Origin of the sequence: Nonomuraea turcica, from assembly GCF_030718205.1 — a bacterium.
GTDB lineage: Bacteria > Actinomycetota > Actinomycetes > Streptosporangiales > Streptosporangiaceae > Nonomuraea.
The window spans coordinates 171,189-186,165 of the sequence record NZ_JAUZQF010000023.1 but is presented as its reverse complement, the minus strand read 5'-3'; the positions used below and the strand labels follow the sequence as shown (position 1 = coordinate 186,165).

16 protein-coding genes are annotated in these 14,977 nt (G+C 71.9%); 1 reads left to right on the top strand and 15 read right to left on the bottom strand.

The genetic code is table 11. The features are described from left to right. Positions 1–37 precede the first annotated feature (37 nt). A complete protein-coding gene (locus Q9G87_RS45110; RefSeq protein ID WP_305922790.1) occupies positions 38–1,243 on the bottom strand; it encodes a hypothetical protein in 1,206 nt (401 codons plus the stop codon). 230 nt (positions 1,244–1,473) lie between these two features. On the opposite strand from Q9G87_RS45110, the gene Q9G87_RS45105 reads away from it, so the two are divergent. Then, complete coding sequence (locus tag Q9G87_RS45105) at positions 1,474–3,474, top strand: ATP-dependent DNA helicase (protein WP_305922789.1); 2,001 nt, start codon at positions 1,474–1,476, stop codon at positions 3,472–3,474. Between the two features lie 402 nt (positions 3,475–3,876). Here Q9G87_RS45105 and Q9G87_RS45100 read toward each other — a convergent pair whose 3' ends face one another. The 14 genes from Q9G87_RS45100 to Q9G87_RS45035 all read right to left on the bottom strand — a co-directional run bounded on the left by Q9G87_RS45100 (position 3,877) and on the right by Q9G87_RS45035 (position 14,943). Further along, positions 3,877–4,632, bottom strand: coding sequence for an SGNH/GDSL hydrolase family protein (locus tag Q9G87_RS45100; protein ID WP_305922788.1), 756 nt, complete (start codon positions 4,630–4,632; stop codon positions 3,877–3,879). Beyond that, positions 4,629–5,063 (bottom strand): type II 3-dehydroquinate dehydratase, encoded by a 435-nt coding sequence (aroQ, locus tag Q9G87_RS45095; protein ID WP_305922787.1) that lies wholly within the window; start codon positions 5,061–5,063, stop codon positions 4,629–4,631. The genes Q9G87_RS45100 and aroQ overlap by 4 nt, the downstream gene beginning before the upstream one ends. Further along, entirely contained in the window at positions 5,060–6,133 is a 1,074-nt protein-coding gene (gene aroB, locus Q9G87_RS45090; protein WP_305922786.1) for a 3-dehydroquinate synthase, read from the bottom strand. The genes aroQ and aroB overlap by 4 nt, the downstream gene beginning before the upstream one ends. Further along, positions 6,130–6,630, bottom strand: a complete 501-nt coding sequence (locus Q9G87_RS45085) for a shikimate kinase (protein WP_371825923.1) — start codon at positions 6,628–6,630, stop codon at positions 6,130–6,132. The genes aroB and Q9G87_RS45085 overlap by 4 nt, the downstream gene beginning before the upstream one ends. A 28-nt stretch (positions 6,631–6,658) precedes the next feature. After that, on the bottom strand, positions 6,659–7,840 hold the full coding sequence (gene aroC, locus Q9G87_RS45080) for a chorismate synthase (protein ID WP_305922784.1): 1,182 nt from the start codon (positions 7,838–7,840) through the stop codon (positions 6,659–6,661). 43 nt (positions 7,841–7,883) lie between these two features. Continuing rightward, positions 7,884–8,462, bottom strand: a complete 579-nt coding sequence (locus Q9G87_RS45075; RefSeq protein WP_305922783.1) for a prepilin peptidase — start codon at positions 8,460–8,462, stop codon at positions 7,884–7,886. 146 nt (positions 8,463–8,608) lie between these two features. Further along, positions 8,609–9,139, bottom strand: a complete 531-nt coding sequence (locus tag Q9G87_RS45070; RefSeq protein WP_305922782.1) for an SseB family protein — start codon at positions 9,137–9,139, stop codon at positions 8,609–8,611. 11 nt (positions 9,140–9,150) lie between these two features. Beyond that, a complete protein-coding gene (locus tag Q9G87_RS45065) occupies positions 9,151–9,948 on the bottom strand; it encodes an HD domain-containing protein (protein WP_305922781.1) in 798 nt (265 codons plus the stop codon). Beyond that, the gene (locus Q9G87_RS45060) at positions 9,945–10,286 is read right to left on the bottom strand and encodes a PadR family transcriptional regulator (protein ID WP_305922780.1); all 342 of its coding nucleotides are present in this window, start codon (positions 10,284–10,286) and stop codon (positions 9,945–9,947) included. Before Q9G87_RS45060 ends, Q9G87_RS45065 begins: the two co-directional genes overlap by 4 nt. A gap of 49 nt (positions 10,287–10,335) precedes the next feature. Next, positions 10,336–11,427, bottom strand: coding sequence for a barbiturase (locus Q9G87_RS45055; protein ID WP_305922779.1), 1,092 nt, complete (start codon positions 11,425–11,427; stop codon positions 10,336–10,338). A 94-nt stretch (positions 11,428–11,521) separates the two neighbouring features. Beyond that, a complete protein-coding gene (locus Q9G87_RS45050; protein WP_305922778.1) occupies positions 11,522–12,676 on the bottom strand; it encodes an ABC transporter permease in 1,155 nt (384 codons plus the stop codon). Further along, entirely contained in the window at positions 12,663–13,355 is a 693-nt protein-coding gene (locus Q9G87_RS45045; RefSeq protein WP_305922823.1) for an ABC transporter ATP-binding protein, read from the bottom strand. The genes Q9G87_RS45050 and Q9G87_RS45045 overlap by 14 nt, the downstream gene beginning before the upstream one ends. 59 nt (positions 13,356–13,414) lie before the next feature. Further along, positions 13,415–14,437, bottom strand: a complete 1,023-nt coding sequence (locus Q9G87_RS45040; protein WP_305922777.1) for a peptidoglycan-binding protein — start codon at positions 14,435–14,437, stop codon at positions 13,415–13,417. Continuing rightward, the gene (locus Q9G87_RS45035; protein ID WP_305922776.1) at positions 14,434–14,943 is read right to left on the bottom strand and encodes a hypothetical protein; all 510 of its coding nucleotides are present in this window, start codon (positions 14,941–14,943) and stop codon (positions 14,434–14,436) included. Before Q9G87_RS45035 ends, Q9G87_RS45040 begins: the two co-directional genes overlap by 4 nt. Positions 14,944–14,977: the final 34 nt, after the last annotated feature.

Below are 14,977 nucleotides of genomic sequence, written 5' to 3'. Positions count from 1 at the left end.
CACCTCGCGCAGAGCGTACCTGGACGGGCCGGGTGAATCACCACTCCCTGCGGTCGCTCCGCTGGTGGTAGTCCGGGTGCTGCTGCTCCGGACGCAGGCGCTCGCCGGTAGAGAACATGGGATCCCCGGCGTACGGACGGGCCAAGCCCGCATCCGGCTGCTGGGGCTCCTGCCTGCCGAGGGCCAGCAGCGGGTCCACCGGGTTGGCCTGCGGGGCCTGCTGGTAGGCGGCGTAGTCGTCGCGGGCGGGCTGGGGCGCCGCCCGGCGCCGGCCTGCGCCCGGAATGCCGTGCATGGGCGTGCCCAGGCCGGCGGCGCTCTGGCTCTGCGGCTGGGGCTGGGGCTGGGGCTGGGGCTGGGGCTGCTGGTAGGCCTCCTGACGCCGCCCAAAGGAGTCGGACGCGTACGGATCTGACGGGTACGGGTCGGAGTGGTACGGCTCGGACCGGTGCTGGGGGGCCGCCGCGTAGGGGTCGACGGCCTGGGAGGGGAAGCCCAGGGGGTCGGTGCTCAGCGGCGACGGGCGGCGCTGTTCCTCGGGCATCTGGTAGACGGGCTGGTTGTCCACGTACTGAGAACCGCCGAAGCGATCAGGTTGCTGCTGGTACTGCGGTGTCTCGGCGGTGTACTGAGGGCCGCTGAAGGGGTCACCGGTGTGCTGAGGGCCGCTGAAGGGATCGCCGGTGTACTGGGGGCCACTGAAGGGGTCGCCGGCGTACTGGGGCTGGGGTGCGGTGGAGTCGACGTACTGGGGGCCGGTGAAGGGCGCCGCCGCCTGCTCGCCGTAGGCGGGGGTCGTGTCCCTGGGCGCCGTGGTCTCGCTGTAGGAGGCGACCAGCTTGTCCTGAGGCGCCGGCCCCCTGGCCACGAGGACGTCGTTGGGCGACAACGCGGCCGTGGGACGCTCGTCGAGCTGAGGGTGGGCCGGCTGCTGGAGATGGTGCTGGGGAGCGGGCTGCGACGGCCGCTGGTATTGGCCGGTGCCCGGCATGACTTCGGTGCCCGGATCGTGCGCGGGCACGGCGGGCTGCTCGCCCGTGGCCTCGGCAAAGCCCTCGTCAAGGGTGTCGAGCAGCCGGCCGACGTCCTCCATCGGCATGCGGAAGCTCGCTGTGCACATCTCCCCCCGCCACAGGCTGAGCACCAAGGTGCCCTCGTGCCACGTGACCCGGAGACACCGCTCCTGACCTCGTGCATCGAAGAAGACTTCGCCGAACGACGGCAACGGGACAACTTCCGACATGGCAGACATACTGCTTTAACCAGCCTTTATTCGTCCACTCAACCCCGGAAAACCCTACGGAACCGGCCTTCCCATATACACCGCGAATCCCTCCGATCACACACGGGAAGATCGTGTTTGACCAGTTGGAGTCCCGATCGCCCAGTGTGCCATGCGCGCCGGCGAAAGGATTCAGGAATGTCGGGATGCGCATGGCCGATCACACCGCGTTCGGCACGGCGACCCGGAAAATGCGGGTAGCGTTTAGTGCCGTGCCGGACTCCCATCTCCCGCCAGTGGACCAACTCCTCAGCATCGCGGTCGGCGCTCTCGGAGGGAGCGAACGGCAGGGCCAGATCACGATGGTCCGCGCCGTGCAGCAGGCCATCGACGACGAGGAGCATCTCGCGGTCCAGGCCGGCACGGGCACCGGGAAGTCGCTGGCCTACCTCGTGCCGTCGATCCGCCACGCGATGGACAGCGACAAGCCGGTCGTAGTGTCCACGGCCACGATCGCGCTGCAGCGCCAGCTCGTGGACCGCGACCTGCCGAGACTGGCCGAGACGCTGAGCAAGGAGCTGCCGCACGAGCCCACGTTCGCGATCTTGAAGGGCCGCCGCAACTACCTGTGCCGCTACAAGGCCACGGCGGGCTGGCCCGAGGAGGACGAGCAGGACCAGCTGTTCGACCCGCGCGAGGTGAGCGCCACGGGCCGCATGGTGCAGCGCATCCAGGAGTGGGCCGAGGAGACCGAGACCGGTGACCGCGACGAGCTGGTGCCGGGGGTGAGCGAGCAGGCGTGGCGGCAGTTCTCGGTGAGCGCACAGGAGTGCCTGGGCGCCAACCGCTGCCCGAGTGGCGCCGAGTGCTTCGCCGAGCTGGCCAGAGCCCGCGCGGGCGAGGTCGACGTGGTGGTGACCAACCACGCGCTGCTGGCCATCGACGCCATGGGTGACCTGCCGGTGCTGCCCGAGCACGAGGTCGTGGTCGTGGACGAGGCGCACGAGCTGGTCGACCGCGTGACGTCGGTGGTGACGGGCGAGCTGTCGGAGCTGACGGTGTCGCTGGCGGTCCGCCGGGTGGGCAGGCTGATCGAGCAGACGGTCGCCGACCAGCTCCAGGAGGCGGGCGAGGACCTCAAGGCGCTGCTGGCCGCCGCCCCACCCGGCCGCATCGACGACATGCCGCAGGTGCTCGGCCTGACGCTGCAGCTGATCCGCGACACCGCCTGGCGCTGCATCACGGCCATGGGTCCGCGCGGCGCCGACAAGGACGACCCGGACAAGGCCGGGCAGCGCAAGGCCGCGTTCACGGCCCTGGACGAGGTGCACGACACGGCCGTACGCATGCTGGAGGCCTACGGGCACGACTCCGAGGGCGACCGGGCGGAGGTCGTGTGGCTCGACGCGGGCACCGACCGGCGGCCACCCGCGCTGCGGGTGGCGCCGCTGACCGTCAGCGGCATGCTGCGTGACAAACTGTTCGGCGAGCGCACGGTGATCCTTACCTCCGCCACCCTGGCGCTGGGCGGCACCTTCGACGGGCTGGCCGCGCAGTGGGGGCTCGGCGACGCCAAGGGCTGGCAGGGCATCGACGTCGGCTCGCCGTTCGACCACCCGCGCGCCGGGATCCTCTACGTCGCCAAGCACCTGCCCCAGCCGGGCCGCGACGGGCTGCCGCAGCAATATTTGGATGAGATCGCCGAGCTGATCGAGGCGGCTGGGGGCCGCACCCTGGGGCTGTTCTCGTCGATGCGCGCGGCCAAGGCGGCCACGGAAGCGCTGCGGGAGCGGCTGGAGGTGCCGCTGCTGTGCCAGGGCGACGACTCGACGATGCTGCTGGTCAAACAGTTCGCCGAGGACGAGCCGACCTGCCTGTTCGGCACGCTGTCGCTGTGGCAGGGCGTGGACGTGCCCGGACCGTCGCTGCGGCTGGTCATCATCGACCGGGTCCCGTTCCCGCGTCCCGACGACCCGCTGACGTCGGCCAGGCAGCGCCACGTGGCGGCGCGGGGCGGCAACGGCTTCATGGCGGTGGCCGCCAACCACGCGGCCCTGCTGCTGGCCCAGGGCGCCGGCCGCCTCCTGCGCGCCCAGAACGACAAGGGCGTGATCGCCGTCCTCGACCCCCGCCTGGCCACGGCCCGCTACAGCAGCTTCCTCCTGGGCTCCCTCCCCCCGTTCTGGCGCACGACGGACCCCTCCATCCCCCGCGCCGCCCTGAAACGCCTATCAGCCGAACCAACCACGTAACGCCCCTCGGGAGCCCCGTGGGCCTCGTGTGAGCTGCCCCAGGCTGGGGCGTGCCGGGCGTGCCGGCGTGCCTCGCGTGCCCGGCGTGCCTCGCGTGCCCGGCGTGCCTCGCGTGCCCGGCGTGCCTCGCGTGCCCGGCGTGCCTCGCGTGCCCGGCGTGCCGAGGCGGGTCCTGCAGCCGTCACGCCTTCCGAGCGCCGGCGCGGCGAGAGGCGGAGCTTGGCGCAACACTCATGGCGACACGCACAAGCCACGCGACCGGTCCAGTCTTCGAACCACGTAGCCGGCCCAGAAGACGCTCGCGTAACGGCGGCCCGCCGGTGAAGGGTCAGAGGCCGTTCCCTGGAGGGCCCTCAGCCAAGGTACGGCGAGTGGCAAGCCACGTCACCGCGTAAAAGAAGATTATCCGAATGGGGTGAGGTCGGGGCGCTTGGGGGAGAGACCGTCGCCGGAGGAGACGCCGCGCAGGCGGCGAGCCACCCACGGGACGAGATGCTCACGCATCCATTGGGCGTCCTCGCGCCGCCGCACCCGCGGATCCACCGCCCGCGCCGGCCAGTCCTTGCGCCAGTCCTCGAACGGCACCCCCAGCACGTCCAGCACCCGTGCCGCCACCAGCCGATGCCCGTCCTCGTTCATGTGCAGCCGGTCGGCGCTCCACGCCCGCCAGTCCCGCAGCCCCTGCATCGACCACTGGTCGACGAGCCGGCACCCGTAGAGGTCGGCGATGGACCGCACGTGCAGGTAGAAGATCGCGAACCGCCCCCGCAGCCGCCGCATCAGCGGCGTGTCCCGCGGGTCCACGCCCGTGAACAGCAGCACGTCGGCACCGCCGGCCCGCAGGTCCCGCACGGCCCGCGCGACCTTCTTGGCCATCTCGTCCGGGTCGCTGCCCGGCCGGAGCAGGTCGTTGCCCCCGGCGCAGAAGCTGACCAGGTCCGGGGCCATCTCGATGGCAGCCGGCACCTGCTCGGCGACGATCTGGTCGATGAGCTTGCCGCGGACGGCCAGGTTGGCGTACCGGAAGGACGGGTCGTCGGCGGCGAGCCGCTCGGCCACCCGGTCGGCCCAGCCGCGGTAGTGACCGTTGACGCCGGGGTCGTTCAGTCCTTCTGTGAAGCTGTCGCCGAGAGCGACGAAGGACTTGTAGTGCCTCATGAGGTGGTGTTCATCTCCGCGATAGCCTGCAGCGCAAGGACGTACGACTGTAGCCCGAACCCCGCGATGGTGCCCGTCGCCACCCCGGCGACGACGGAGGTATGGCGAAACTCTTCCCTGGCGGAGGGATTACTGAGGTGCACCTCGACGAGCGGGGCGGTGCGCTGGGCGATGGCGTCGCGCAGAGCGTAGGAGTAGTGGGTGAACGCGGCGGGGTTGAGCACGACGGGGATGCGGCCGTCGCAGGCCTCGTGGATCCAGCCGATCATTTCGGCCTCGTCGTCGGTCTGGCGCACTTCGACGTGCTCGCCGAGCTTGCGCCCGGTGTCGCGGCAGAGCTGGGCCAGGTCCTCGAACGTCTCGGCGCCGTAGACGTCGGGCTCGCGGGTGCCGAGCCTGCGCAGGTTGGGGCCGTTGAGCACGAGGATCATGCCGAGATCTCCTTGTAGGCGGCGGCGAGCAGCTCTTCCGAGGGGTCTTCGAGGCGGCCCGGCTTGGCCAGCTCGTCGAGGACGACGAACCGCTGCTTGGCGCCGCGGTTCTTCTTGTCCAGCCGCATGTGGTCGCGCAGCTGCGGCCAGGCGTCGGCGCGGTAGGAGATGGGCAGGCCCACGCTGGTGAGGATGGCGCGGGTCCGATCGACCAGGTCGGCGCGGCCGGAGAGGCGGGACAGCTCGGCGGCGTAGACCATGCCGATGGCGACGGCCTCGCCGTGGCGGATGCCGTAGTGCTCGTTGCGCTCGATGGCGTGGGCGAGCGTGTGGCCGTAGTTGAGGATCTCGCGCAGCCCCGCCTCGCGCAGGTCGGTGCCCACGACGTCGGCCTTGACCTGGATCTTGCGCTCGATCAGCTCGCGCGTGTGGGGGCCGTCGGGGCGGGTGGCGGCCTCGGGGTCTTCTTCGATGAGCCGGAGGATCTCCGGGTCGGCGATGAAGCCGCCCTTGATGATCTCGGCCAGGCCCGCCACGTAGTCCCGTTTCGGCATGCCGTCCAGCGTGGACAGCTCGCACAAGACGCCCGCGGGCGGAAGGAACGTGCCGACGAGGTTTTTGCCCTCGGGTGTGTCGATGCCGTTCTTGCCGCCGACCGCCGCGTCGACCATGGCCAGCAGGGTCGTGGGCACGAGCACCACCTGGACGCCGCGCAGCCACGTGCCGGCGACGAACCCGGCCAGGTCGGTCGTCGCGCCCCCGCCCACACCGACGACGGCGTCGGAACGGGTGACGCCGTGACGACCGAGCGCCGACCACAGCCCCGCGGCCACCTCGACGGTCTTGGCCTGCTCGCCGTCCGGCACGGGCAGCTCGACCACGTCGTAGCCGGCCTCGGACAGCGCCGCGCAGACCGGCCGGGAGATGTCGGGCAGGGTCTCTGGGCAGATCACGGCGATCGTGCGCACGCCCGGCTTGAGCAGCGTGGTCAGCTCGGCCAGCACGCCGGTGCCGACCACGACGTCGTAGGGGCTGTCGCCGCGTACGGTGATCCTGGTGGCGGCGGTCATGCGGGCAGCCCCTTCACGATCTCGTCGGCGAGCTCTGCCGGCTCGCGCTTGTCCGTCACCACGGTCGCCACGGCGAGCCGCTCGTAGATCGGCCGCCGCTCCTCCATGAGCTTCTTCAGCTGGCTGCGCGGGTTGAGCACGAGCAGCGGCCGGGCGGATGCGAGCCCGACCCGCTGAACCGCGTCCGGCAGCCCGACCTGCAGGTAGACCACGTGGTGGCCGGCGAGCAGCGCCTGGGTCTCCTCGTTGAGCACGGCTCCGCCGCCCAGCGACAGAATGCCGTCGTGCTCGGCCAGCGCCCGGCGCACGGCCTCGTGCTCCAGCTCGCGGAAGCGGGCTTCCCCGTCCTCGACGAAGATGTCGGCGACGGGCTTGCCCGCTACGGCCTCCACGTCGGCGTCGGTGTCACGGAACGCGACGCCGAGCCGCTCCGCGAGCAGCCGCCCGATGGTCGTCTTCCCGGACCCAGGAGGCCCGATCAGAACTACTGTCGTCATTTCACCCCTCCTCGTACGCTCCACCGTGTCATTTGATCACCATGGAGGAGAGGTAGCCGGACAGGTTGCGGGCGACTTCCTCGACCGAGTCGCCGCCGAACTTCTCCAGCGCCGCGTCGGCCAGCACCAGCGCGACCATGGCCTCGGCCACGACGCCGGCCGCCGGCACGGCGCACACGTCGGAGCGCTCGTGGTGCGCCTTGGCCGCCTCGCCGGTCTTGACGTCGATCGTGGCCAGCGCCCTCGGCACGGTGGAGATCGGCTTCATGGCGGCGCTGACCCGCAGGATCTCGCCGTTGGTCATGCCGCCTTCGACGCCGCCCGCGCGGTTGGTGATGCGCTTGACGCCGTCCTCGGCGGTGTATTCGATCTCGTCGTGGGCACGGGACCCGGGCCTGCGCGCGGTCTCGAAACCGTCGCCGACCGCGACGCCCTTGATCGCCTGGATGCCCATGAGCGCCGCGGCGAGCCGGGAGTCGAGCCTGCGGTCCCAGTGGGTGTAGCTGCCCAGGCCCGGCGGCAGGCCGTAGGCGAGCACCTCGACGACGCCGCCGAGCGTGTCGCCGTCCTTGTGGGCCTTGTCGATCACCTCGACCATGGCGGCGCTGCCCTCGGGGTCCGAGCACCTGACCGGGTCCTCATCGATCCTGGCCAGGTCGTTCGGCCCCGGCAGGATCTCGGTCGGAGTCTGGGCGCCGCCGATGGAGGTCACGTGGCTGACGATGTCGACGCCGAGCGCCTGCTTGAGAAACCGCCTGGCGACCTCGCCGAGCGCGACGCGGGCCGCGGTCTCGCGGGCACTGGCCCGGTCGAGCACCTGCCTGGCGTCGTCGAACCCGTATTTCTGCATGCCCGCCAGGTCGGCGTGCCCCGGGCGGGGGCGCGACCTGGGCGCGTTGCGTGCCAGGCCCTCCAGCTCGGCCGCATCGACCGGGTCGGCCGCCATGACCTTCTCCCACTTGGGCCATTCGGTGTTGCCGATGCGGATCGCGACCGGGCTGCCCATGGTCCGCCCGTGGCGCACGCCGCCGACGATCGTGACCTGGTCCTGCTCGAACTTCATCCGGGCGCCGCGGCCATAGCCGAGCCGGCGACGGCGCAGGGCCTCGTCGATCGCGGCCGTGGTCACCTCCACCCCGGCCGGGAGGCCTTCCATGACGGCGACGAGTTCGGGCCCGTGGGACTCTCCGGCGGTCAACCAGCGCAACATGCGTACAAGTCTTCCATGTGCGGCCTAGTGAGATGTCCCACGTTCACGTGTCGAGACACAGCACCGTGAACGCCCCCAACAGCATGAACGGCCCGAACGGGAACTGCGTGTGCCTGGTGCCGCGCCCGGTCGCGAGCAGCGCCAGGGCGTAGAACGCGCCGAGCAGCTGCCCGCTGAACGCCGCCACCACCCACGCCTGCCAGCCCAGCGCCGCGCCCGCCATGCCGATGAGCCCGGCCAGCTTGACGTCGCCCAGTCCCAGCGCGTCAGGTCTGATGACCCACAGCAGCCCGTAGATCGCTGCCAACGCCGCTCCTCCGGCCAGCGCTCGCGGCAGCTCGCCGGTGGGCAGGAGGGCCAGGGCCGTGATCGGGTACGCGGGCAGCGTGATCGCGTCAGGCAGAAGCGTGGTGCGCCAGTCGATGACGGCCAGAGCGACGCCGATCACGGCGAACGGCACGTAAGGGAGGCCGAGGCGCCAGGTGACGAGCGCGGTGACGGCGGCGGTCACCAGCTCGGCCTTCGGCGGCCAGGGGGGGTCCGGGAGGCCGTCGTAGGAGTCGGCCAGCGCCCTGATGCGGTGTCCGCAAAGTAATCCGGCCAGCGCCATGAGTGCGACCACGAGCCGACCCTAATGCGGACCCGGCCGCGCCCGCCGCAGTTCCGCCGGTCCGCCGCGGCCTTCGTGGCCGATCGCCGGCATCGCCCCATTCAGCGGCGGGAGAACACGGGGACGTACAGGTTCGGCGGCGCGAGAATCATCGCCCTTCAGCGGCGCGAAAACCAGCGGCGGCGGCGCCGTGCCGGCTCGACCTTGGCCACGGTCGCGTTCTCGAGCCGGTCGGCGGTGCCGGACTCGATCGCCGCAAGGGCCTCCATGACCGCGCCCTCGATCACGAACTGCACGGGCCCGGCCACGTCCACCACGACCGCCGCCGCCTGCTCCTGCACGGCGGCCCGGCACACCTGCAGCGTGGTCGCCTGGATCGGCCGGGCGTCCGGCCGCCACCTGGCCAGCGCCTCCGCCCCGGTGAACGCCAGCACCGCCTGCCTGCCGTCCTGCCCGACGAGCTTGGGCAGGGCCATCTCGCTCTCCTTTTCCTGCCGCAGCCCGTGCGCGCCGACCTCGGACTCGGTCAGCAGGGCGACCACAGGCACCAGGAGCCTGGCGCCGCTGAGGGCGTTGAGCACGTCGGTGGGGTCGGCCGTGCCCGCCTGGAAGGCGGCCAGGGCCGCGGTCACCGCGGGCGCGGCGCGGCCGTCGTCCTCGGGGTCGAGTGGCTGCGGGATGCTGGGCACAGCGTACGAGCTTACCTGCGCCGAGCTTCGGCCCTGAGGGTGCGGGCCAGGCGCGGCATGCCAGCGATCAGCCGGACCGCGAACCCCCACCTGGCCCGCCGGCCCGGCAACGCGTGCAACTCCCCCAGCCACTCCTCCAGCCACCGGCCCCGGGCCCCGGCCGGAAGCATGATCGCACCGGCGGAGATGACGCCGAAGGACGCTCGTATCCCGCCCCGCCCGGACAGCGTCGCGGTGGACAGCCGCCGCAACTCCTCCTCGACCCGCACCAGGCCCAGCCGGCCGGCGATGGGCACGACGACGTCCAGCGTCTCCAGGGCCTTGCGCCGCTGCTTCTCCTCGGGCAGGAAGCGCATCGTCCGCTGGTTGTGCAGACGGTCGGCCAGCTTCAGCGTCAGCACGCGCTCGTCGGTCGAGGTCTCCCAGTCCGGGGGCCGGCGCTCGGGGTCGTCGAGAGTCCGCAACCCGCGCACCAGCTCCACGACCGGCTCCCCGAACTCGGCGACCAGCTCCTGCTCTGTGCAGCCGGTGTCGTCCAGCACGTCGTGCAGCAGCCCTGCGCAGATCAGCTCGTGGTCCATGCCAAGCTCGGCCAGGATCGCAGCGACGGCGATCGAGTGGGTGATGTACGGGTCTCCGCTGCGCCGCCACTGGTCGCGATGCCAGTAGGCGGCCACCAGATGAGCTCGCTGAACCAGCTCCAGCCGCTCGCCGGTCAGCCTGCCGCCGGCGGCGTCCAGGACCGGCTGGAGCCGGCCATGCAGGTTCGGTCCCCGGTCGTGCGCGTCCTGTCCGGCGGCCCCCGTCATGACGCGGCCTCCGAGGGGAGCAGCCAGGCGGGGACGGCCTGGCTGCGCGAGCGGTAAGCGCGGGCGATGGCGTCGCGGGCCTGCTCCGCGCCGTGGGCGGTGATCCGGTAGTAACGGCGGCGCGGGCGGCCCTCCGCCACATGCGTCTCGGGATCCTCCCACCGGCTCTCCACCCAGCCGATCTGCTCCAGCCTGGCCAGGATCGGGTAAAGGGTGCCGCTCGGCATCTCCGCCTGCTCGCACAGCTCCAGCCCGTAGCGTTCGCGCGCCGGATCGTTCAGGAGGGCGCGAAGCACGGCCTGGGTCGGCATGGTCATACGCGGGCCGTTGCTCTTCATATCTCGTACTCTACATAGCTAGAGTTGTGGCTGTCGAGCCACAGTCCCGCTACCCGAGTTCGGAGATGGCCGCCACCGGGCCGCCGCCCGACGGGCCCTGGTGGACGGCGGCCACCGAGACGAACACCGCCGGATCTCCCGTGACCGACGCCGCCACCCCGCCGACGGCCGCCTTGATCTGGCGGTGCCAGTGCACGTCGGAGTCGTCCAGCATGATGTTGCGCCGCCCTCGCACCCGACCCGACGGGTCGGCCTCGCATTTCATGAACACGTTGACCAGTCGCCCGTCGAGGTCCGACGGGTGCGGGCGCTCGGGCAGCGGGAGCCCGGAGTCCCGGATGGCCTCCCAGATGCCGTCCGCGTCCAGGGCGTCCTTCATGACGCTGTGACCGATGCGGTAGCGCCCGCCGATCCCCCGTACGTTGCCCACCAGCACGATCTGCGCCCGGTCCAGCTCCACCCCGGACGAGCAGGACGCCACGGACGAGTACAGCGACAGGTCCTTGTGGATCTGGTCGGCGCCGGGCATGTCGATCTCGCCGAGCGCCACGGCGATGCCGAGGGCGGTGGTCGAGTTGGACAGGTCCATGGAGGGGCCGGTCTCCTCGATGGCGGTGTCCTGGCCGCGGCTCTTGGCGTCGGTGATGGTGGCCAGAGTCAGTAGCGGCGTCTTGGTCTGCACGTAGTGGACGTCACGCGGGTCGTCGATGCCGGCGATCTTCATGGCCTCGCGGACCCCGGCGGCGACCTTCTCCACCATGGCCGGACGGCCGATGTCCTCGGGCAGGATGACCTCGCTCATCGCCACGCCGACCGACAGGCGCGGCTCCTCGGAGGCGGGGGCGTTCGCGGTGGTGGCGAAGATCGTGGCGTGCGGGCTGAGCACGCCGTCGGTGCCGCCCGACCACACCAGGGGCACGCTCTCCGGCGCCGGATGCCCGTGCGCGGCCAGCACCTCCCGGAAGGCGCGGTCGGCCAGGATACGGGTGTAGTCGTTGACGCCGCCGTTGCCCTCGGTCTTGCCGATGACGGCCAGCACCCGATCGGCCTCGATGACGCCGTCGGCGATGAGCCGCGACAACCCGGACGCGTCGGTGACACTCTCGATCGGCACCTTGCGCACTTCGATCGGTTCCGGCATGCGACGCCCCTTCCCTCTTACCTCTTGGTGACGCTAACCGAGCCGGTCAGCGGGGTTCATGGGCAATGTCTGCCCATGAACCCCGCCGGCCATGTCAAGGTGCGCTGAGCGCCACGGTCGGAGACAGCCGGGCGGCTCGGGCCGCGGGATAGATCCCGGCCACCCCGCCGACGAGCAGCGTGGCGGCGGCCGCCCCGGCCAGGGCCCAGGCGTCCAGGGTGGGCGGGAAGGCATGGCCGAGCGCGTACCCGGAGGTGACCAGGGCGCCCAGCACGATGCCGGCCAGCCCGCCGAGCGCGGACAGCAGCAGGGATTCGGTGAGGAACTGCAGGCGTACGTCGGTCCTGGTGGCGCCGAGCGCGCGGCGCAGCCCGATCTCCCTGCGGCGTTCGAGCACGGAGATCACCATCGTGTTCGCGATGCCCACCCCGCCGACCAGCAGGGCGACCGCGCCCAGTCCGAGCAGGAGGTTCGTGAACGCCCCCGCGGCCGCCGCCCGCGCTGCCAGCGCGTCGGACGGGCGGGCGATCGTGGTCTCCTCCGGGTGCTCGGGATTGACGGTACGGGCGAGCACCGCTGCCACGTCTTCGACCGACTCGGGATCGGCGCGTACGTAGACCGTGGTCGGATGCCCGTCGAAGCCCAGAAGCTCGGCGGCGGCCGGCCAGCCGACCAGTGCCGACCGGTCGATCTCCGGCGCCAGCGGGAGCGTGTCGAGCACGCCGAGCACGGTGAACCAGCGGCGGCCCAGCCATACCTGGTCGCCACCGCGTGCTCCCAGTCGCTGGGCGGCGACGGCGCCGAGCACGACGGTCGGGTAGCGGCTCGTGGCCTGGCTGAACCAGGCGCCCGTGCCCTGGAGGGTGTCCAGGAGGTGCTCGGTGGCGGCCTGTACGGCGACGCCGCCGGTGCGTTCGGGCGGGATCAGGTCGCTGCGGTAGATCCTGGCCTCCAGCTGGGCCGTCGCGGCGACAGACCGTACCGGGCCGATCTGGCCGGTCATCGCGACGGCGGTCTCGGGCAGGCTGGACTGCTCGCCCCTGACCGTCTGGCCGGCGGTGACGGTGAGGAGGTTGGTGCCGAGGCTGTCGAGCTTGCGCAGGAGGTCGGCGCGGCTGGAGGCGGAGATGCCGATGACCGCCACCATGGTGGCGATGCCGATCGCGATGCCCAGGGCGGACAGCACGGCCCGGCTGGGCCGGGCCCGCAGCCCGACGACGCCGAGCCGGAGCAGGTCACGCGGGCTCATGAGCGGTCTCCTCCACGATCAGGCCGTCGCGCATGCGGACGCGGCGTGGCAGGGCGGCGGCCAGGTCGGCGTCGTGGGTGATGATCACGAGTGTGGCCGCCACGGCGAACAACACCCGCAGCACCTCCGCCCCGGAGGCCGAGTCCAGGTTGCCCGTGGGCTCGTCGGCCAGGAGGAGCACGGGCTCGCCGATGATCGCCCGGGCCACGGCGACCCGTTGTTGCTCGCCGCCCGAGAGCTCGTGCGGACGGTGGTGGAGGCGGTGCGCCAGTCCGACCCGCTCCAGGGCGTGCGCCGCCCGGCCTCTGCGCTCGCTCATCGGGATCCGCGCGTAGAGGAGGCCGTCGGCGACGTTCTCCAGGGCGCTCAGGCCGGGGATGAGGTGGAAGTGCTGGAAGACGAAGCCGATCGTCGAGGCCCGCAGCGCGGCGAGCCGCCGGTCGGGGAGATGGGCGATGTCGTGGCCGGCGACGCGGACGGTTCCCGAGGAGGGTCGGTCGAGGGTGCCGAGCAGGTGGAGCAGGGTCGACTTGCCGGAGCCGGACGGCCCGACGATCGCCACGGCCTCGCCCGCGTCGACCCTGAGATCCACGCCCCGCAACGCCTCGACCCCGCCCGGGTATGCCTTCGTGACTCCGGCCAGCTCCGCCACGGGTCCCTCGCCCGGATCGCCTGTCATGCCCCTTGCCGGACCGTCGCCCACGCCGCGCGCCTGAAGCCGCCGCTTTGCGATGTCGGTCATGACGCCGGCACCTCGACCTTCATGCCCTCGCTCAGTCCGGCGCCCGTAACCTCCACGCGGCCTCCGGCGAACAGTCCGGGTGTAACGGTGATCACGACGCCCTGCTGTGTGCGTACGCCGTACCCGCCCTCGCGCAGGGCCAGCAGGGCCTCCACCGGCACCGACAACACGTCCTCTCGGGTGTCACTGCGCAGGTCCACTGTGACGGGCACCTCGCGCAGCGCCCCTGTCGAGCCGCGCGGGGCGACCTCGACGTCGACGGTGACGCTGTCCTCGGACACCTCCGCCACCACCCCGACCTTGCTGATCGTGCCCTTGAGCCGGGCGCCGCCCGGCAGCTCCATCTCGACCTCCGCGCCCTTCCTGGCCAGGTGCTGGTCGGCGATGTCGAGGTCGATGGCGACGACCCGCCGGGTGCTGCGTACCACGAGCAGCTCGGTTCCGGCCGAGACCGGATCACCCACCTGGGCCTTGGTCTGCTTCACCCAGGCCTGGCCGGGCAGCACGGCCGCCTGGGCGGCGTCCACGGCGCCGGTGACCGGCAGGTTCCTGTCGGCCTGCCAGCCGGCGACGGCGGCGGCGGTGGCCGTGGTGAATTGGTCGTCCACTGTCATGCCGGTGCCGTAGCCGAGAGCTTTGAGGTTGCGTTCGAGCTGGGCGACGTCCGCGCCATTCACGCCCACGGACAGCTCCCGGTAGATCGGTATTTTTCCGTAGAAGAGGGTGACCGGGCGGCGATCGACCGTGTAGAGGGTCTGACCCCGCTTGACCGAAGTGCCCTTGGCCTTGATCGCGGTCAGCGTGCCAGAGGGCCCTGCCCGCAGCACGCGTTCGTCGGCGTAGGCGAGCATGCCCTCCACGGTCTCGGAGTCGGCCAGGTCTCCCCTCGTCACCTCGGCATAGGAGGGAGCGGCGGACGGGGAGGGCGCGGCGGCGGGTTCGCCGGCGCCGAGCGTGACGGCGAGCGCCGCCACCGCCGCGGCGCTCAGGACTGCTCCGGCCAGGATCGCGCGTCTCACTTGGTCCCCCCGGACTTCTTCTCGCCCAGCAGCGGCCGGCACTTCTCGTCGGCGGTCTTGAACGGGCCGGTGTTCCTGCGGGGCAGGTCGTCGGTGTCGGGCCAGCGGGCGTCGCCGTTCACGACGACGGGGTCCGGCCAGTTCAGGCCCTGCTCGCGCATGCAGCGCGCGTAGTCGAGCATGCCGTCGAGCGACTGCTGGTCGTTGTCGCGGTTCACGGTCTGCGGGGGCGCCAGCGACCGGCAGGCCGTCATGGCCTTCTCCATCAGCTCCCGCCCGGCCTGGTCGGCGTCGTCGACGTCGACCCGCTCCCCCGGGGCCGGATCCTCGACCTTGAGCCCCTGGTCGCGCAGGCATTGCGCGAACTTCAATACGTCCGCGCTCGCGGACGGCGAGGACGTGGCGGACGCGGGCCCGCCCGCGGACGCGACACCGTCCCCGGGCGGGGCGGCGGCGCAGCCTGTCGTCACCGCAAGGACGATCAGTGCCACCAGGCACCTGACCATGGTCGATCACCTCCCGCACGGGGAACGCTCGTCC